Here is a 17,531-nt window from a genome sequence, read left to right on the forward strand (position 1 = left end):
ACGAGCGCGGCATGCGGATGACACCGCAACGGCAGTTGGTGCTCGACGCGCTGCTGGTGCTGGAGCACGCGACCCCCGAGCAGGTGTGCCAGCAGGTGCAACTGACCACCCCCACCGTCAACATCACCACCGTCTACCGCACGCTGGAGCTGCTGGAGGGCCTCGGCCTGGTCCGGCACACCCACCTCGGGCACGGCGCCCCGAGCTACTCGGTGTTCGAGCACCAGCACGTGCACCTGGTGTGCCACCGGTGCGGCCGGGTCGTGGAGACGCCGCGGGCGGTGATGGACGAGCTGTGCGGAACACTGCGGGCCGTCCACGGGTTCGAACTGGATGCGAGCCACCTCGCGCTGTCCGGTACGTGTCACCGCTGCGCCCAGGAGAGACCCCGTGACTGACCGCTCCCCGATCCTCGACCAGCCCGGCGCCGTGCCCGCCCCCGACTCCTCGACCGTGCCGTGGCACTTCGGTGACCCGTTCGCCGAGCAGCGGTCGGCCGCGCGCAAGGTGGCCGTGGTCGACCGGTCCGACCGCGAGGTCGTCGCGGTGCCCGGCGACGAGCGGTTGTCCTGGCTGCACCTGGTGATCTCCCAGCACGTGACCGGGCTGGCCGACGGCGCGGGCACCGAGGCGCTGGTGCTCGACAGCCAGGGCCGGGTGGACGCGCACATGCTGCTCGCCCACGTCGGCGACACCGTGTGGCTGGACACCGAGCCGGGTGCCGAGGCCACCGGGGCGCGCGGCGGGAAGGCGCCACTGCTGGAGTACTTCCGGCAGATGGTGTTCTGGTCCAAAGTGGAGCCTCGGGACGCCACCGCCGAGCGCGCGGTGCTGACCGTGGTCGGACCGGAGACGGCGGACCTCCTGTCCACAGTGGACCTACCGGTGCCCGCGTCCCCCTACGCGGTCGCCCTCGGGCGGGACGTGATCGTCCGCCGGATGCCGTGGCCCGGTCACGACGCCGCCGACCTGCTGGTGCCGCGCGCCGAGCTGGCCACCTGGTGGACCCGGCTCACCGAGGCGGGCGCCCGGCCGATGGGCAGCCTCGCGTTCGACGCGCTGCGGGTCGAGTCGCTGCACGCGCGGACCGGCGTGGACACCGACGAGAAGACGATCCCGCACGAGGTCAACTGGATCCACGTCGCCGCGCACGTCGCCAAGGGCTGCTACCGCGGCCAGGAGACCGTCGCCAAGGTGCACAACGTCGGCCGCCCCCCGCGCCGGATGCTGCTGCTGCACCTGGACGGCGCCACCGACGTCCTGCCGGACACGGGAGCACCGGTGTACGCGGGCGAGCGCCTGGTCGGCCGGGTCGGCTCGGTCGCCCAGCACCACGAACTCGGCCCGATCGCGCTCGCGTTGGTCAAACGCTCGATCGAGCCCGGCACCGCGCTGACCGTGGGTGAGGGCGAGAACACGACCCAGGCGTCGATCGATCCCGATTCCGTGCCCGAGGACACCCCCGCCCTCGGCCGCATCGCCGCCCAGGGCCTACGCGGATAAAGGCCTCGTTGCGGTGTTGGCAGGAAGCACCGGGTCCGCCGCCGACTGTGCCAGGATTCGCGGCATGTCTCCGTCCAGCACCGGAACCCTGATCACCGTCGCCCCCACCGGAGCCGAGCACGCCAAGGCCGAGGTGCCGAACCTGCCGGTCACCCTGGACGAGTTGGTGCAGACGGCGCGGGACTGCGAGCGGGTCGGCGCCTCGGTGATCCACATCCACGTCCGGGACGACGAGGCCAAACCGACGCTGGACCTGGGCAGGCTCAAGGAGACGGTCGCCGCCGTCCGCGCGCACACGAGGCTGGTCGTCCAACTCTCCACCGGCGGCGCGGTGACCGACCCCGAGTCCGACCGGCTCGCCGTGCTCGACGCCCTGCCCGACTCGGCGTCCTGCACGATGGGGACGGTCAACTTCGGCGACGACGTGTTCCTCAACCGGTGGGAGTTCATCGTCGCCCTGCACAAGGGGATGCAGGAGCGCGGCATCGTCCCCGAGTACGAGATCTTCGACTTGGGCCAGTTGACCACCCTGCGCAGGCTGCTCGACCAGCACGGCCTGCCCGCGGGCGGGCACGTGCACCTCGACCTGGTGATGGGTGTCCCCGGCGGGATGCCCGGCGACACCGAGACCCTCGCCGCCGCCCTGCGGCTGATCCCCGAGGGGGCGACGTTCTCCGCGACCGGTGTCGGCCGTTCCAGCCTGCCGGTGTTGTTCGCCAGCCTGTCCGCGGGCGGTCACGTCCGGGTGGGGATGGAGGACACGCTGTCCTACGCGAAGGGCGAGCGGGTCCGGGACAACGCCCAGTTGGTGGCGCGCGCGTCCGGCCTGGCCAGGATCGCGCAGCGGCCGCCGATTGGTCCGGAAGAGTCGAGGGTACTTCTGGGGGTGGCGAGCTGACCGCGGTAGTGGCCAAGATATGGCGATCGAGCAGCGAGTGGCGGAGGATGTGCCCGTGATCGAAGTCCGCCCGGGAGGGCGCAGGCGCATCGACAGGGTGTTGTCGCCGGAGTACGTCGAGGGCCTGGCCGGACTCGACCTCACCGAGGTCCGCGCGCGCCGCGACGACGCGGCGCAGGAGGAGACCGACCTGTCCTACCTGCGCAGGCTGCTGCACGGCCGGATCGACATCGTGCGCGCCGAGCAGCGCAGGCGGGCGACCGGCGGGTCCACCTCGGTGGTCGACCAGCTCGCGGTGATCCTCGCCGACAACGCCGTCGGCCCGGCCACCGGATCGGGCCGCCACCAGGCGATGGAACCGTCCCGGGCGGAGGCGCACCGCAGGCACGTCGAGGCCCTGGTGTCCGACGCGGACCTGTCCGACGTCGGCTCGCTGCCCGACGACCGGCTGGACCTGGCCCTGCGGACCTACCAACGGGAAGAGGCCTCCGTCTCGCAACGCAGGCGTGAGGTGCAGAAGGTGATGGACTTGCTCAACGACGAGATCGGGGGTCGGTACCGCGCGGGCAGCGCGTCGGTCGACGACCTGCTCGCCGCCGAGCGGGGGAAGCGGGAGCCACGCTGAACCCGGTCTTAGTCGAGGTCCTGCGGTCCGGTTTCGTGGAGTCCATCCACCGCGGTTCGGTGGTGGTGCTCGCGCCGGACGGCCGGGTGCGCCTCGCCCTCGGTGAGGTCAACGAGCCGGTGTTCACCCGCTCGTGCAACAAGCCGCTGCAGGGGTTGGGGCTGCTGCGGGCGGGTCTCGACCTGCCCGACGACGCCGATCTCGCGGTCGGCTGCGCGTCGCACAGCGGCGAGGCCGAGCACGTCGAGCAGGTGCTGGGCATCCTGGCCAAGAACGGGCTGGCCGAGGCCGACCTGGGCTGCCCGCCGGACTGGCCGATGAACCAGGCCGCCCGCAACCGGGTGATCGCCGGTGGCGGCGGCAAGCGCGCGGCGGCGATGAACTGCTCCGGCAAGCACGCGGCGATGGTGGCCACCGCCGCCCAGCAGGGCTGGGACGTGCGCGGCTACCTGGACCCGGAGCACCCGGCGCAGGTGGCGATCGCCGACGCGGTCGAGGACATGACCGGCGAGAAGATCACCAGCATCGGGGTGGACGGCTGCGGCGCGCCGCTGTTCGCGCTGACCCTGACCGGTCTGGCCACCGGCTACACCCGGCTGGTCACCGCCGAGCCGGGCACCCGGCGCCGCCGGGTCGCCGACGCCATGCGGTCGCACCCGCACCTGGTCGGCGGCACCGACCGCGACGACACCGAGCTGATGCAGGCCATCCCCGGGCTGCTGGTCAAGGGCGGCGCCGAGGGCGTGCACGCGATGGTCCTGGCCGACGGCACCGCGATGGCCCTGAAGATCGACGACGGCGCCCCGCGGCCGCGCACCCCGATCCTGGTCGGCGTCCTGCGCGCCCTGGGCTACGACGCGCCGGAGCTGGAGGAGAAGGCCGAGCGCGACATCCTCGGCGGCGGCGTCCCGGTCGGCGCGGCCCGCCTCACCGACGGCCTGCTCGACGAACTGAACTGACCCGGCCCCGGGCGGGCCAGGGGCGACGCCGGCCTGGGGCGCCAGATTTTTCGGGCTGTGCCCGCTGGGGTGAAGTTGTTTTGTTCGGGGCCCTAGCGGCAGCCTGGGTAAGGCTGAAAGGCGGGGCCACTGGAAAGCGTGGCCTTACCCGCCGGCCGGCTTAGGCCACCGCCTCCCCCAAACAAAACAACTCCACCCCGGCGGGCGGTTGGGCCGGTGGCCTAGTTCAGCTGTTCCTGCTGGGCCAGGTCGCCCCAGAAGTCGCGCAGCCGCTCGAAGTGCTCGCCGATGCGGCCGGGCTCGCCGGTCTCGATCGCGTCGAGGATGGCGTGCACGTCGGTGGCGGACGTGTCGGAGAGCAGTTCCTCGTCGGAGAGCAACTGGACCAGGCCGCCGTAGTCGAGCTCGACGGCGGAGCCCTGGTCGAAGTTCGCCAGCCAGCGGGCGGTGTCGGCGAGGACCTTGGTCGGCCCGGTCTCGCCGAAGGTGCTGACGGCCAGTCGGTGCGCCCGGTTGACCCGGCGCAGGGCGTCGCCGTGGGTGGCCCGCCAGTACACCTGCCGGTTGGGGTCGTCGCCGGGGGCGAGCGAGACGTGCCTGCGCGCCGGGTCGACGAGGGCGAACCACGGCAGCGGAACCGTCCACGTGGTGGACACCACGTGCACCGCCCCGCTGGGCAGTTCGGCCAGCACGCCGGCCGCCCGCTGCCTTACCCGTTCGGGTGAGGTCGGCAGGACCTCGTCCCGCAGCACCTGCTCCGCGGTGGCCAGGAAGCCGACCATCGCGGCCGCCGAGCGGGCCCGCAGGTCCAACGGGCACACCAGCGGCCCGGGTCCGCAGCCGGACTCCTCGACCGGCACCTCGGTCGGGTCGATCACCAGCAGGTCGCGCAGGGAACCGGGGGAGGGTCGGCCGTTCGCCAGCTCACCGGGCAGCAACGCCTGGTTCAGCTGTGACTTGAGCCACACCTCGCGTTCGCGGTCGGGCGCGGCCGCGCGTTCCAGCCGACCGCTGTCCAACACGCCGCGCAGCAGCTCAGCCAGCGGATCCTCGAACGTGGACAGCGGCTCGTACACCCGCAGGTAGGCGACGAACGGACGAGGCACCGGCTCATCGTTTCACGGACCGCCACCGCCGTTGCGGCCAGGAAGGTGAACGGGAGGTGATCCGCGGGCCGTTCTCGGTGATGTCAGGTTCTGCACACCGTGCCGCGTCGCATCGAACCCCTTCGGCACGGTACGGTAGTTAGCAGGAATCAACTGTCGACATCTACGGGGCCGCCGTTCCCCCGGCCGCCCCGTCACTGTGCGAGGGGGTCGAGCCATGGGGCGCGGCCGAGCTAAGGCCAAGCAGACGAAGGTGGCCCGGGAGCTCAAGTACAGCTCACACCACACGGACTTCGACGCCCTGCAGCGCGAGCTGTCGGGCAAGTCCGACGACGGTCACGACAACGGTGACCGCTTCGACGACTCGTCCGACGACGAGTACGACGACTACCGGCGATGAATCGCGGGTCCAGTGCCCCAGGGTGCTGGACCCGGACGCCACACCCCCTCACCTGCGCCGTGCGGCCGCCCCCTGGTTCCAGGACGGCCGCACGGTCACGACTCAGAACGCCCGCGCGTACTGGGTCGGCGGGGTGACCTCCGCTCCGAGCGCGGCTGCCGCGTGCAGCGGCCAGTACGGGTCGCGCAGCAGCTCACGTCCCAGGAGCACCAGGTCGGCCGACCCGTCGGCGAGGATCGCCTCGGCCTGCCGGGGATCGGTGATCAACCCGACCGTGCCGGTGGCCACGTCGGCCTTGCGCCGCACCGCGTCGGCGAACGGCACCTGGTAGCCCGGCCCGACCGGGATCTTCGCCGTGGCCACGTTGCCCCCGGTCGACACGTCGATCAGGTCGGCCCCCGCCGCCGCGAACGCCCGCGAGATCTCCACCGCGTCGTCCACGGTCAGCCCGCCGTCGACCCAGTCGGATGCCGAGATCCGGACGAACACCGCCACCCCGTCCGGCACCGCGGCCCGCACGGCCTCGACCACCGCGACCGGGAACCGCAGCCTGCCCGCCAGGTCACCGCCGTACTCGTCGTCGCGCAGGTTGCTCAGCGGCGAGAGGAACTGGTGCAGCAGGTACCCGTGTGCCGCGTGCACCTCGACGACCTCGAACCCGGCCTCGACGGCGTTGCGCGCCGCCTGCGCGAAGGTCGCCACCAGCTCGTCGATCTCCGCCTTGGCAAGCGCTTGCGGCAGCGGGTAGCTCTCGGCGAACCGGACCGCGGACGGCGCGACCGTCGTCCACCGCCCGTCCGCCTCGGCGAGTTCCCCGTCTTGGCCGACCAGCGGGCTGTACACCGAGGCCTTCCGCCCCGCGTGCGCCAACTGCACCCCCGCGACAGCCCCCTGCCCCTTGATGAACTCCACGACGGGCCGCCACGCCGCCACCTGCTCCGCGTTCCAGATCCCGGTGTCCCCCGGCGAGATCCGGCCCCGCGCCTCGACGGCGGTGGCCTCGGACAACACCAGCCCGGCCCCACCGACCGCCCGCGACCCCAGGTGCACCAGGTGCCACTCGTCCGGCACCCCGTCCACCGCCGAGTACTGGCACATCGGGCTCACCACAACCCGGTTCCGCACCGTCACCGACCGCACCGTCCACGGCGAGAAAAGCACACTCACGGATACCCCTCCGGCAAGTAATTCGCACCACAACGAACTTGCGGCACCGACCTTACTCAGCGCCGCGACCCGCCGATCCTGTTCCCATCCGGATTCGCGTCACACCCACTAGTCGTCGTGCGGCCGCCTGCGGGTGAGCTTGGTGTGGGAGCGGTGCTTCTTGGCGGTGAGGCGTCGCTCGCGGGAGCCGCGGGAGGGTTTGGTGTCGCGGCGGGTGGGCGGCGGGGGTTCGGCGGCGGCGCGCAGGAGGGCGGCGAGACGGGTGCGGGCCGCAGTCCGGTTGGCCAGTTGGGCGCGGAACTCGCTCGCGGCGATGGTCAGCACCCCGTCCACGAGGCGGTTCTGCAGGCGCGCCAGCATCCTCGGCCGCAATGTGTCCGAAATGGACGGTGAGCGGGCGAGGTCGAAGGAGAGCTCGACGCGGCTGTCGGCGGTGTTGACCCCCTGGCCGCCCGGACCGGAGGAGCGGGAGAACCTCTCGCGCAGCTCGGCGGCCGGGACGACCAGGGCGCGGGACACCACCAGGTCTTCGGTTGGCACGCCCACCAGCATGCAGCAGCGGGCAAGCGAGTTCGGCCGGACGGCGAAGCGCCCCCACCACCGGTGGGGGCGCTTCTGGAAACCGGCCTCAGGGGTAGAAACCGGACAGCGTGGCGATCCGGATCAGCGTCGCGTCGGACAGCACCTGGTCGGCGCGCTGCAGCACACCGTCGTCCGTCGATGTCTCACTCACCTCGACGGTGACCCCGTCCGGGCGGTCCGCGGTCACCAGCACGGCGACGGGGCCCTGCTCGTAGTCCTTGTCGGTGCGCACCAGCGAACCGCTCACCACCTGCTGGTAGCAGTGCGGCAGCGGGTCGCGGGTCTGCGGGTCGACGCACTTGATCTCGTGGTCGCGGGCCTTGGTGAAGTAGACCCGGACCCGCAGCACCCGGTCGCCGGACGAGGTGTGCACGATCGACTTGAGGGCACCGGCGTCGGCGAAGTCGTACCACTGGTAGCCGGGCTCGGCCGACCGCAGCTCCACACCCTCGGGCCAGTGCAGCCCCGCCGACAGCAGGACCTTGCCCTGGCCGGGCAGTTCCACCTCGTGCACGAGCGGCTTGGTCGTCGACGGCGACGCGGCCGCGCGGCTGGTCGACGACCGGGCGGACGGGCGTTGCGGGCCGCCGGACGCGGCCGTGCCCATGGTCGGTTCCCCGGCCGGGGCGACCGTGCCGGGCTGGCCGAGGCCGAACGCGCCGCTGGTCAGCGCCGCCGTGCCGAACACGGCCACCGCGACCATGGCCGCCACACCGCCGGTCGCGGCGAGCCTGCGCTTGCGCAGCCTGCGCCGCCCGTCGGCGACCACCGCGGCGCGGTCGATCGCCATCGGCGGTTCCTCGCCGAAGGCGCGACCGAGCAGGTCATGCACCTCGTCGGTCACAGCGGCTCCTCCACCAGCACCCGGCCGCCCGCCAGCAGCCTGCGCAGCGCGGCCAGCCCCTTGGCGGCCTGGCTCTTGATCGTCCCCTCGCTCTTGCCCAGCACCTGGGCGGTCTCGGCGACCGACAGGTCCTCCCAGTAGCGCAGCACGACGACCGCGCGCTGACCTGCGGGCAGCCGGGCCAGCGCCCGCCGCACGTCGAGCGCGTCGTCGACGCCGGGGCCGTCCACGCCGACCTCGGGCAGCCGCTCGACCACGCTCTCCCGGCGGCGGAAGGCCCGCCGGGACTCGTCGATGGCGGACCGGACCATCACCTTGCGGGCGTAGGCGTCGACGCCGTGTTCCCGGTTCAGCCGGGGCCAGGCCACGTAGATCTTGGCCAGCGTGGTCTGCACCAGGTCCTCGGCCCGGTGCCAGTCACCGCCGCTGAGCAGGAAGGCGGTGCGGCGCATCACGGAGGCCCGGCTGTCCAGGTACTCCCCGAACTCCGCGTCCCGGTCCGGCACTCGACACCTCCATCACTCCCCCGGTAGTACGGGCGGACCACAGTGGAGGTTGCCGGACAAACCTGAGATTTCCCCGGGGATCAGAACCTGGGGTGGTCCCCGTGCAGTTCGGCGCGCGGGGCGTCCGGGTTGTCGGCGGGGCGGACCTCGCCGAGGATCCACGACGGCACGTGCCGCGCGGTGAGTACGGCCAGCGCTCGGTCCACGTCCTCCGGGGCGACGACGGCGACCATGCCGACACCCATGTTGAACGTGCGCTCCATCTCCGCGCGGGCCACTCGGCCGCGCTGGGCGATGAGCGAGAACACCGGCTGCGGGCTCCAGGTGCCGCGGTCGAGCAGGGCGCGCAGGCCGTTCGGGATGACCCTGGCCAGGTTGGCGGCCAGACCACCGCCGGTGATGTGCGCGAACGTGCGCACCTCGGTCTCGGCGGCCAGCGCCAGGCAGTCCTTGGCGTAGATCCGGGTGGGCGCGAGCAGTTCCTCGCCCAGGGTGTGCCCGAACTCCTCGACGTGACCGGACAGCGGGATGCGGCCGATCTGCAGCAGCACGTGCCTGGCCAGCGAGTAGCCGTTGGAGTGCAGGCCGGTGGAGCCCATCCCGATGAGCACGTCGCCGGGGCGGACCCGGTCCGGGCCGAGGATCTGGTCGGCCTCGACCACGCCGACGCCGGTGGCGGACAGGTCGTAGGCGCCGTCGGACATCAGGCCGGGGTGCTCGGCGGTCTCGCCGCCGAGCAGCGCGCAGCCCGCCTGGACGCAGCCCTCGGCGATGCCCTTGACCAGCGCGGCGATCCGGTCCGGCAGGACCTTGCCGACGGCGATGTAGTCCTGCAGGAACAGCGGTTCCGCGCCGCACACGACCAGGTCGTCGACCACCATGGCGACCAGGTCGACGCCGACCGTGTCGTGGATGTCCAGCGCCTGCGCGATGGCGATCTTGGTGCCGACGCCGTCGGTCGACGACGCCAGCACCGGCTCCTTCCACCGGTCCAGCCTGAGCTTGAACAGACCGGCGAACCCGCCGATGCCGCCGAGCACTTCCGGTCGGCCCGCCTTCTCCGCCCACGGCTTGAGCTTCTCCACCGCCTCGTCGCCCGCCTCGATGCTGACGCCGGCGGCGGCGTAGGTGGCGTTGACGGGGGACTCGGGTGAACTCGTGTCAGTCATGGCTCGAATCGGGTCGGAGGGTCAGGTCAGGGGCGCCGGAGGGCGTCTTCGGCACCGTACCCGGCGGGCTGCAGCGGCGCGGCGGAGCCCGCCACGCCCTTCTCGATGCCCTCCAGCAGGTGCTTGCCGATCAGCGCGTCCTCGGGCAGCGCGATCGGGTAGTCGCCGGTGAAGCAGGCGGCGCACAGCCGCGACTTGGGCTGCTCGCTGGCCGCGATGAGCGACTCCAGCGACACGTAGCCGAGGGTGTCGGCGCCGATGGAGCGGCGGATGCCGTCCAGGTCGAGGCCGTTGGCGATCAGCTCGGCGCGGGAGGCGAAGTCGATGCCGTAGAAGCAGGGCCACTGCACCGGCGGCGAGGCGATCCGGACGTGCACCTCGAGCGCGCCCGCCTCGCGGAGCATCCGGACCAGGGCGCGCTGGGTGTTGCCGCGCACCACCGAGTCGTCCACCACGACCAGCCGCTTGCCGCGGATGACCTCGCGCAGCGGGTTGAGCTTGAGCCGGATGCCGAGTTGCCGGATGGTCTGCGACGGCTGGATGAAGGTGCGGCCGACGTAGGCGTTCTTCACCAGGGCGGTGCCGTACGGGATGCCGCTGGCCTGGGCGTAGCCGATGGCGGCCGGGGTGCCGGACTCCGGCACCGGGACGACCAGGTCGGCCTCGACCGGGTGCTCGACGGCCAGCCTGCGGCCGATGTCCACCCGGGTGGCGTGCACCGAGCGGCCCGCGATCGCGGTGTCCGGTCGGGCCAGGTAGACGTACTCGAACAGGCAGCCCTTGGGTTCCGGGGTGGCGAACCGGGTGGACCGCAGGCCCTCGGTGTCGATCGCGATGAGCTCGCCCGGCTCGACCTCGCGGACGAAGGAGGCGCCGACGATGTCCAGCGCGGCGGTCTCGCTGGCGACGACCCAGCCGCGCTCGAGGCGGCCGAGCACCAGCGGGCGGACACCGTGCGGGTCGCGGGCGGCGTAGAGGGTCGACTCGTCGGAGAAGACCAGGCAGTAGGCACCGCGGACGGTCGGCAGGACCTCGACGGCGGCCTGCTCCAGGCCCTTGTCCGCGGCGCTGCCCGCGAGCAGGGCGGTCATGATGTCGGAGTCGGTGGTCGCGCCGTTGCGCGTGGCCAGGCCGAGCTGGACGACCCGGTCGCGCAGTTCGGCGGTGTTCACCACGTTCCCGTTGTGCCCCAGGGACAGGCCGCTGCCGGTGGCCGTGGTGCGGAACGTGGGCTGGGCGTTCTCCCAGGTGGTGGAGCCGGTGGTGGAGTACCGGCAGTGCCCGACCGCGACGTGGCCGCGCAGCGAGGACAGCACCTGCTCGTCGAAGACCTGGCTGACCAGGCCGAGGTCCTTGAACACCACGATCTGCCTGCCGTCGGCGACGGAGATGCCCGCCGCCTCCTGCCCGCGGTGCTGGAGCGCGTACAGCCCGTAGTAGGTGAGCTTCGCCACTTCCTCACCGGGCGCCCAGACACCGAAGACCCCGCATTCCTCGCGCGGCTCGGCTTCGGGCTGGTCGTAGTCGTCTGCGCGGTCAGTGCGGTCAGTGAGGTCTGTGCGATCACTGCTAGGGCCAGTGCTGAACTGGTCGGCCACCGAACGCTCCTTGTTGCCGGAGTGAGGCTGCACCCCAGTGTAAGGGCTGATTGCCGCGCCTCCGACCGCTCGGCAGTGGCCCAGATCACCGACGACCGGTGGCGTCTACCGTGGTGGGGTGCCCGGTCGTCGCGCTCTGCTCGTGCTGCTCGCCGTCGTCGTCGCCGTTGTCGTGGCCGGGTACCTGGTGCCGATCCCTTCTCCGGTAAGCGTTCGCGCGTGGGCGCGGGACATGGGCTGGGCGGCGCCGGTGTTGTTCCTGGTGGCGTACTCGCTGCTGACGGTGGTGCCGATCCCACGGACCGTGTTCAACCTCTCCGCCGGGCTGCTGCTCGGCGGAGTCGCGGGTGTGACGGTGTCGATGGCGGCCACGGTGGTCGCGTCGGCGCTGGCGTTCTGGCTGGCCAGGGGCCTGGGCAGGCGTTGGGTGGAGCCGCACCTGGAGCGCGGGGTGGTGCGCGCGGTGAACACCCGGCTGGCTGGTGGCGGGGTGGGCGCGATCACGGCGTTGCGGCTGGTGCCGATGGTCCCGTTCGCGCCGATGAACTACTGCTGCGGCCTGTCGACCGTGCGGCTGCGGCCGTACCTGGTGGGCACGTTCCTCGGCAGCCTTCCGGGTACCGCGGCCGCTGTGTTCCTCGGCGACGCGCTGACCGGGCAGACACCACCGGCGTTGCTGGCCGTGTACGGGGTCCTGGCCGTCGTCGGGGCGATCGGGTTCGTGGTGATCATGCGGCGGACCGCGCCCGAGGCGGACCTGGTCGACGCGTAGTGGCTCACTGGAACCGCACCAGCGGGAGCAGACCGGACAGATCGGCGCGCGAGCCGGACGCGGAGACCAAGCCGTCGTCGAGCGCTTCGGCCCAGGTCAGGCGGCCGGTGGCGAGCAGCAGCCAGGTTCGCGGCGCCATCTCGACGACGTTGGGCGGCGTGCCCCGGGTGTGCCGCGGCCCCTCGACGCACTGGACGGCGGCGAACGGCGGCACCCGCACCTCGACGGTGTGACCCGGCGCGTCCTGTTCCAGCGTGCGCAGGCTCAACCGGACCGCGGCGGCCAGCACCGGCCGGGACGGCTGGTCACCGCCGTCGAGCCACGGCAGGGCGGCCTCGACGGCGGTGCGCAGCTCGGCGGGATCGACGCCCTTGCGCGGCAGGACTAATCCTTCGCTGCTCTGACCACCTCGCCGAGGACTTCCTCGACGTGGTGGATGAGCCTGCGGCTGTCCGCGGGCGAGATCGTGGTCCACAGCGCGCCGTCCGGGGCGGCCCGGCGGACCTGCACGTACCGGCCGCGGTCGGTGTCGAAGAAGGACACCACCCGGTCGGCGCGGACCCGGCGGCCCAGCCGGTCGCGGGCGGCGGCACCGAAGTTCCCGGTGCCGATCACGTCACCGATCATGTCGGCCAGCGCGTTCGCGTCCGGACCGCGCACCCCGTGGCTGACCAGGGCGTTCTCGAAACCCTTCTGGGTGCCGTCGGTGCCCTTCGCTGCGGCCTCGAAATCGGCCGTGCGCAGCGAGATCGACTGCCCCGGACCCGGCGGCAGCGCGGGCAGCACCCCGATCGCGGCGGCCGCCAGCCCCACCGGGGAGGTGCGGCTCAGCGTGATCCGGTCGTCGGAGAGCACCGCGAGCGCGGCCTCCTCCTGACCGTCGCCGCCGGTGGCGCAGGCAAGCAACCGCACCCCGCGACCGACCCAGGTGCGGCCGTCGACCTCACGGTCGGGGCGGGCCAGCAGCCCGAACAGGTGCTCGACCTCGGGGTGCACGTCGACCTTGCGGCCCAGTCCGCGCTGGTCGAGGTCGGCCCAGACCCGTTCCTCGATCTGGGCCCGCTCCTCGTACGTCTTGCCCGGTGAGGGCACCTTGACCACCAGGGGCATGGTCCCCGGGGCCAGGTGCTCCCACAGCACGTCGAACTCCAGCGCGGAGAGCGACACGGGCGTGCTCTGGACCTCTGCCACGATGCCGAACGTCGTCACTCGTCGACGCCGAGGACGGCCTGAGCGACACCGCGCTCGTCGCCGAACACGTCGTCGGTCTCGACCAGGTAGCTGGCGCTCTCGTACTCGGTCTCGTCCTCGTCGTCCTGGCCGCGGTTGCCGCCGCCAACCCCACCGAGGCCGCCCTTGCCGCCCGTGGCGGCACCCGCGCGGGTGCCGAGCACGTTCTCGCCGGGACCACCGAGGCCGCCCGCGCCGGACGCGCCGCCGCGACCGAGCTGGCCGCTCTGCCCGGCCGCCTCGCCGGCCGCACCGGGGCCGCCGAACGCCGAGCCAGAGCCGCCGCGGCCGCCGAGGCGACCGGCCGAGTCCAGGCCGTCGGCACCGCTGACACCGCCGGTGAGGCCGAGGTTGCCGTTGAAGGAGCCCTGGCCGTTGAAGGTGTTGTTCTGGTTGAACCGGCCGTTGCCACCACCCGTGAGGGTGTTGTCGAAGCGGTTGAGGTTCAGGTTCGGGTCCGCCACGCCGGACGGGGTGAACCCGGACGTCGAGGTCGACCCGGCGGGCGGGTGAAACTTCGTGGGCGCCTGCGCGCCGGGGAGGGCACCGGGGGCGGAGTAGTGGTTGCCGCCGTGGGCCTGACCGGGCGCGACGTAGCCGTTGCCGCCGATGTGGCCGACGGTGCCGGGGCTGCCGGTCGCGTAGTTGGCGTGCGTGCCGCCGTTGGCACCGGAGAAGTGCGCCGCGTAGTGCGTGACCGAGTAGTCGGTGGCACCCGAGGGCGCCGGGGTGGAGACCACCACGTCCGGCGGCGGCACGAACTCACCCAGCGTGTCCGTGTTGGCGGTGCTGCTGGACTGGTAGTTGTCCATGGTGTCCACGGCCTTCTCGGACGCGGCGTTCTGCGCCGCCTCCTGGTGCTCGTGGTCGTGCGACTGCGCGAGGACAGCGGATGCGGGGCCGGAGTTGCCGGTGAGCAGCGCGGCGCCCGCGGCGAACTTCGACCAACCGGACGGCGCTGGTGTGGTCACCTCGACCGGCTCGGGCATCTCCGAGCGCGCCTTGGCGATGTAGTCGGCCTGCATCTCGGTCGACATGCGCATGACACCGGCCCCGGTCTGCGCGTCCGACGCCCACGCCTGCAGCGGCGTCATGCCCGTGTTGGCCTGGTCGGCGGCGCCGCCCTCCCAGCCCGCCTTCAGCTTGCCCAGCTTCGAGCTCAGCTCGGAGTCGATCGCGCTGAGCTCGGTCTCCAACGCCCCCCAGTACACGGTCTGCGGCGTCGACGCGGCCGGACCGGGACCGCTGTTGATCATGTCGTACAGGTCCTGGTGGTCGTACCCGCGCCACCGGTGCATAACCATCTTCGATCACCCTCGGTCGGAGTTCGGGAGGCGGATCACGCCTTCGGGGACTTGCCCCACATCGCGGAGTTCGTGCCCTCGGTGAGCGTGTACGCCGCCTGGGCGGACTCGAGCGCGGAGATGACGGCCTGCAACTGCTGCTGGTAGCCGTGCAGGCACTTGCTGGCCGAGTCCGCGCCGCCGCCGTTGGTGCGCTCGACGAACAACATCGCCGCCTCGTCGCTGATCGGGTCGTCGGCCCAACTCGGCACCTCGAGCCCGTTGAGCGCGGTGACCTTCTCCGACACCTGGGCGAAGGCCGCGCGGAACGCGGCGAGTGCCTCGGGGATCGCGGACGGCTCGATCCGCAGGGTCTGGGTTCCGGCGTAGGCGGACTCCACCGGAGCGAAACCCCCGCCGCCATCGGCTGCAAACACCGTGTTGACTCCCTGGTCCTGTGCGAGTGCGCCTGACTCTATCTCTGATGGGGGATGTCGTGTATCGGTTCCCGCGGTATTGCTCCACCTGGTGGGGAATTCCTGGCCGCGGGCACCGATCGATCACAGCCCGAACGCGTTCGGGCCCGCTCCGGTTACCGGACGTGAGCACCGGCCCTAGGATGTCGGCACGCACACCGCGCCCAGGGAGGCGACGATGGACCGTCCGGAGATCACCCTCGAGATGCGGGCCAGCGCCCGGTCCAACCCGAACAGCTGGCTGTACGTGATCGACCCCGAGTTCGGCAGGCACGAGGAGGTGCCGCCGTGGGGGGTCGTCGGGGCCTACCCGGTGGACGGGCGCGGCGAGATCGGCGAGGGGTTCCGCGCCAATCGCGACTACCGCCCGTCACCGACGGCACTGCGGTTGCCGGTCCCGTCGAACCGGCTGGAGAAGGTGTTGCAGTTGATCCACACCAGATACCGCCCGCAGGCGGATTTGTTGCCGGAACTGAACGCCGCGACATTGTTGATCTTCGCGTGGTCGTCCCGGGACCGGACGATCACCGGATTCCCGAACCACGACGGAACCGTGATGGTGCCCGCGTGCAGTTCCCCCGCGCACGTGCCCGCGAGCTGGCCGGGGTGGCGGGAGGTGCGGGGGTACGAGGTGGCCGCGCAGTTGCGCGGCCACCCCCTGGTGATCAACCCGGTCGGCCCGATCACCGCCGTCGTCCCCGCCGCCCACCTCGCCGCTATCCGTCCCGCGGCGGCGGCCCAGCCGGTCCGGCCGCCGTTCCAGCCGGGCAGGCCGGATCAGCCAGGCCAGCCGGGCCTGCCAGTCCGGCCACGAAGGCTCGCGACTCATCGGGCGTGAGCGCGGTCTCGGCCAGCGCCGCGAGCACCGCCCGGTACGCGGCCACCGCGTCCGGCGCGTCGACGAACTGGCAGGCGGTCTCGCTCTCCACGCACACCACCGGCTTGTAGTCGGCGAACTCCAGCAGCCGGAACGACCCGGCGGTCGCCCCCTGCGCTGCTGTCACCACCCGGATGGTGATGTTCGGCCGGGTCGACATCCGCACCAGGTCGTCCCACTGCTCGGCCCGCACCCTGGCGTCACCCACCGGCAGCCGCAACGCCGCCTCGTGCACGTAGAAGACACACCGCGGCGGTGTCTCCCGCTTCACGAACTGCCGCCGGGTCAACTTCGCCACCACCCGGTTGTCCCGCTCGTTCGGCGGCACGGTGACATCACTGGACACCACCGCCCGCGCGTAGTCGTCGGTCTGCAACGGCGCCGGGATGACCAGCATGTCCAGCCCCCGCACCACCACCGCCTGCGCCTCGTGGTCGATGAGGGTGTTGAGGTGCCGGGGCAACAGGTTCCCCGGCTGCCGCGGCCACGCGGGCGCACGCAACTCGGCACACATCTCCAGCAACCGCCCCCGCTCATCCCCGGCGACGTCGCAGACCTCGAGGAAGGCGACCAGGTCCGCGTTCGACACGCCGCGGGTGCCCAACAACATCCGGGACAGCTTGCTCTTCGACCAACCCAGCCGCGCACACGCCCGAACCCCGTTCAGACCCGCCCGCACCATCGCCAGCCGCATGCTCTCGCCCAACTCCCTGGCTCGGATTGTGGGCTCACGTTTGTCCATACCCCTAGGTGTCCCACATGCCACCCCGGCAACAAAAGATTCGCCACCCGATGCGGGGAGTTGGCCCCATACTTGCCACCCCGGCAACCCCATTGTTGCCCCCCAACGCACCCCACCCACCTATAGTCCACATATGACAGACCCGATGCGCGGCCCCGACACCCACACCCGCCTCGACCCGGTCGGCACCTACGAACCCGGTCTCACCCAGGACGCGGGCTGGCAAATCGGCGTCTCCCGCACCCTCGCCCAACCCCTGGCCAAGGTCTGGGACTTCATCAGCGGCCCCACCGGCCTCACCATCTGGCTGGGCCCCGGCGCCACCCTCACCCCCACCCGAGGCTCCCGCTACACCACGACAACGGGAACAACCGGAGAAGTCCGCGGCTACCGCCCCCAAGACCGCATCCGCGTCACCTGCCGCCCCGCGGGCTGGGACCACGTCACCACCATCCAGGTCACCCTCACCGCCAACGGCCCCAAAACCACCCTCCGCTTCCACCAAGAATGGCTAACCAACGCCGCCGAACGAACCCGCCAACGCACCCACTGGCAATCCATCCTCACCCACATCGAAAGCGCCCTACAATCAACCCCCTAACACACCACCCCACACTCGCACCGCACCCTTCAAAAACCTGACCATCATCGACAAGCGCCACCCCCTCACACCCGCACACCCAAAAAAACCTCCCCCATATCGACGAAGCGCCACTCCTGCACCGCGCCCTCCCAAAAAAGACCGGCCCGCATCGACGAAGTCCCACACCTGCACCGCGCGCCCAAAAACCCAC

20 protein-coding genes and 1 pseudogene are annotated in these 17,531 nt (G+C 71.9%); 9 read left to right on the plus strand and 12 right to left on the minus strand.

The features are described from left to right. Positions 1-11: 11 nt before the first annotated feature. The 5 genes from H504_RS0113455 to H504_RS0113475 all read left to right on the plus strand — a co-directional run bounded on the left by H504_RS0113455 (position 12) and on the right by H504_RS0113475 (position 3,985). Complete coding sequence (locus H504_RS0113455) at positions 12-398, plus strand: transcriptional repressor (protein WP_051385807.1); 387 nt, start codon at positions 12-14, stop codon at positions 396-398. Continuing rightward, positions 391-1,503, plus strand: a complete 1,113-nt coding sequence (gene ygfZ / locus H504_RS0113460) for a CAF17-like 4Fe-4S cluster assembly/insertion protein YgfZ (protein WP_026423205.1) — start codon at positions 391-393, stop codon at positions 1,501-1,503. Before H504_RS0113455 ends, ygfZ begins: the two co-directional genes overlap by 8 nt. 64 nt (positions 1,504-1,567) lie before the next feature. Further along, positions 1,568-2,401 carry a beta-keto acid cleavage family enzyme gene (locus H504_RS0113465; RefSeq protein ID WP_026423206.1) on the plus strand — a complete coding sequence of 278 codons (834 nt, stop codon included), beginning with the start codon at positions 1,568-1,570 and terminating at the stop codon, positions 2,399-2,401. A 55-nt stretch (positions 2,402-2,456) separates the two neighbouring features. Beyond that, entirely contained in the window at positions 2,457-3,026 is a 570-nt protein-coding gene (locus H504_RS0113470; RefSeq protein ID WP_026423207.1) for an RsiG family protein, read from the plus strand. A gap of 20 nt (positions 3,027-3,046) precedes the next feature. Further along, positions 3,047-3,985 carry an asparaginase gene (locus tag H504_RS0113475; RefSeq protein ID WP_211239313.1) on the plus strand — a complete coding sequence of 313 codons (939 nt, stop codon included), beginning with the start codon at positions 3,047-3,049 and terminating at the stop codon, positions 3,983-3,985. A 221-nt stretch (positions 3,986-4,206) separates the two neighbouring features. Here H504_RS0113475 and H504_RS0113480 read toward each other — a convergent pair whose 3' ends face one another. After that, entirely contained in the window at positions 4,207-5,091 is an 885-nt protein-coding gene (locus tag H504_RS0113480) for a DUF8083 family protein (RefSeq protein ID WP_026423209.1), read from the minus strand. Positions 5,092-5,308: 217 nt separating this feature from the next. Here H504_RS0113480 and H504_RS0113485 point away from each other — a divergent pair, with 217 nt between their 5' ends. Beyond that, positions 5,309-5,491: a DUF3073 domain-containing protein gene (locus H504_RS0113485; RefSeq protein WP_026423210.1), complete on the plus strand. Its 183-nt coding sequence runs from the start codon at positions 5,309-5,311 to the stop codon at positions 5,489-5,491. 102 nt (positions 5,492-5,593) lie between these two features. On the opposite strand, the gene H504_RS0113490 is transcribed toward H504_RS0113485, so the two are convergent. From H504_RS0113490 to purF, 6 genes are all read right to left on the minus strand, one after another. Then, the gene (locus H504_RS0113490; RefSeq protein ID WP_026423211.1) at positions 5,594-6,658 is read right to left on the minus strand and encodes an NADH:flavin oxidoreductase/NADH oxidase; all 1,065 of its coding nucleotides are present in this window, start codon (positions 6,656-6,658) and stop codon (positions 5,594-5,596) included. A gap of 108 nt (positions 6,659-6,766) precedes the next feature. After that, positions 6,767-7,210 (minus strand): alternative ribosome rescue aminoacyl-tRNA hydrolase ArfB, encoded by a 444-nt coding sequence (gene arfB, locus H504_RS0113495; RefSeq protein WP_035304235.1) that lies wholly within the window; start codon positions 7,208-7,210, stop codon positions 6,767-6,769. A 76-nt stretch (positions 7,211-7,286) separates the two neighbouring features. Beyond that, positions 7,287-8,084 carry a hypothetical protein gene (locus tag H504_RS34840; protein WP_026423213.1) on the minus strand — a complete coding sequence of 266 codons (798 nt, stop codon included), beginning with the start codon at positions 8,082-8,084 and terminating at the stop codon, positions 7,287-7,289. Continuing rightward, positions 8,081-8,590, minus strand: coding sequence for a SigE family RNA polymerase sigma factor (locus H504_RS0113505; protein WP_026423214.1), 510 nt, complete (start codon positions 8,588-8,590; stop codon positions 8,081-8,083). The genes H504_RS34840 and H504_RS0113505 overlap by 4 nt, the downstream gene beginning before the upstream one ends. Positions 8,591-8,670: 80 nt before the next feature. Beyond that, positions 8,671-9,759, minus strand: a complete 1,089-nt coding sequence (gene purM / locus H504_RS0113510) for a phosphoribosylformylglycinamidine cyclo-ligase (protein WP_026423215.1) — start codon at positions 9,757-9,759, stop codon at positions 8,671-8,673. A gap of 26 nt (positions 9,760-9,785) precedes the next feature. Next, positions 9,786-11,357: an amidophosphoribosyltransferase gene (gene purF / locus H504_RS0113515; RefSeq protein ID WP_169735383.1), complete on the minus strand. Its 1,572-nt coding sequence runs from the start codon at positions 11,355-11,357 to the stop codon at positions 9,786-9,788. A gap of 118 nt (positions 11,358-11,475) precedes the next feature. On the opposite strand from purF, the gene H504_RS0113520 reads away from it, so the two are divergent. Further along, on the plus strand, positions 11,476-12,129 hold the full coding sequence (locus H504_RS0113520; protein ID WP_026423217.1) for a TVP38/TMEM64 family protein: 654 nt from the start codon (positions 11,476-11,478) through the stop codon (positions 12,127-12,129). A 4-nt stretch (positions 12,130-12,133) separates the two neighbouring features. On the opposite strand, the gene H504_RS0113525 is transcribed toward H504_RS0113520, so the two are convergent. The 4 genes from H504_RS0113525 to H504_RS34855 are packed head-to-tail and all read right to left on the minus strand — an operon-like array spanning position 12,134 to position 15,043. Beyond that, the gene (locus H504_RS0113525; protein ID WP_084467657.1) at positions 12,134-12,511 is read right to left on the minus strand and encodes a sterol carrier family protein; all 378 of its coding nucleotides are present in this window, start codon (positions 12,509-12,511) and stop codon (positions 12,134-12,136) included. 2 nt (positions 12,512-12,513) lie between these two features. Beyond that, positions 12,514-13,320, minus strand: coding sequence for an ESX secretion-associated protein EspG (locus tag H504_RS0113530; protein WP_245614233.1), 807 nt, complete (start codon positions 13,318-13,320; stop codon positions 12,514-12,516). A gap of 14 nt (positions 13,321-13,334) precedes the next feature. After that, entirely contained in the window at positions 13,335-14,663 is a 1,329-nt protein-coding gene (locus tag H504_RS38640) for a PPE domain-containing protein (protein ID WP_084467646.1), read from the minus strand. 35 nt (positions 14,664-14,698) lie between these two features. Then, entirely contained in the window at positions 14,699-15,043 is a 345-nt protein-coding gene (locus H504_RS34855; RefSeq protein ID WP_051385801.1) for a hypothetical protein, read from the minus strand. 253 nt (positions 15,044-15,296) lie between these two features. Between H504_RS34855 and H504_RS39810 the strand changes: the two genes are divergently transcribed. Then, positions 15,297-15,956 carry a type VII secretion system-associated protein gene (locus H504_RS39810; protein WP_026423221.1) on the plus strand — a complete coding sequence of 220 codons (660 nt, stop codon included), beginning with the start codon at positions 15,297-15,299 and terminating at the stop codon, positions 15,954-15,956. A gap of 31 nt (positions 15,957-15,987) precedes the next feature. Here H504_RS39810 and H504_RS43055 read toward each other — a convergent pair. Further along, positions 15,988-16,830 (minus strand): annotated as a pseudogene (locus H504_RS43055) (helix-turn-helix domain-containing protein); the annotation flags it as partial. Between the two features lie 40 nt (positions 16,831-16,870). Between H504_RS43055 and H504_RS0113555 the strand changes: the two are divergent. Then, positions 16,871-17,338, plus strand: a complete 468-nt coding sequence (locus H504_RS0113555) for an SRPBCC family protein (RefSeq protein WP_342668775.1) — start codon at positions 16,871-16,873, stop codon at positions 17,336-17,338. The last annotated feature ends 193 nt before the right edge of the window (positions 17,339-17,531 follow it).

The organism is Actinokineospora inagensis DSM 44258 (assembly GCF_000482865.1).
Lineage (GTDB): Bacteria > Actinomycetota > Actinomycetes > Mycobacteriales > Pseudonocardiaceae > Actinokineospora > Actinokineospora inagensis.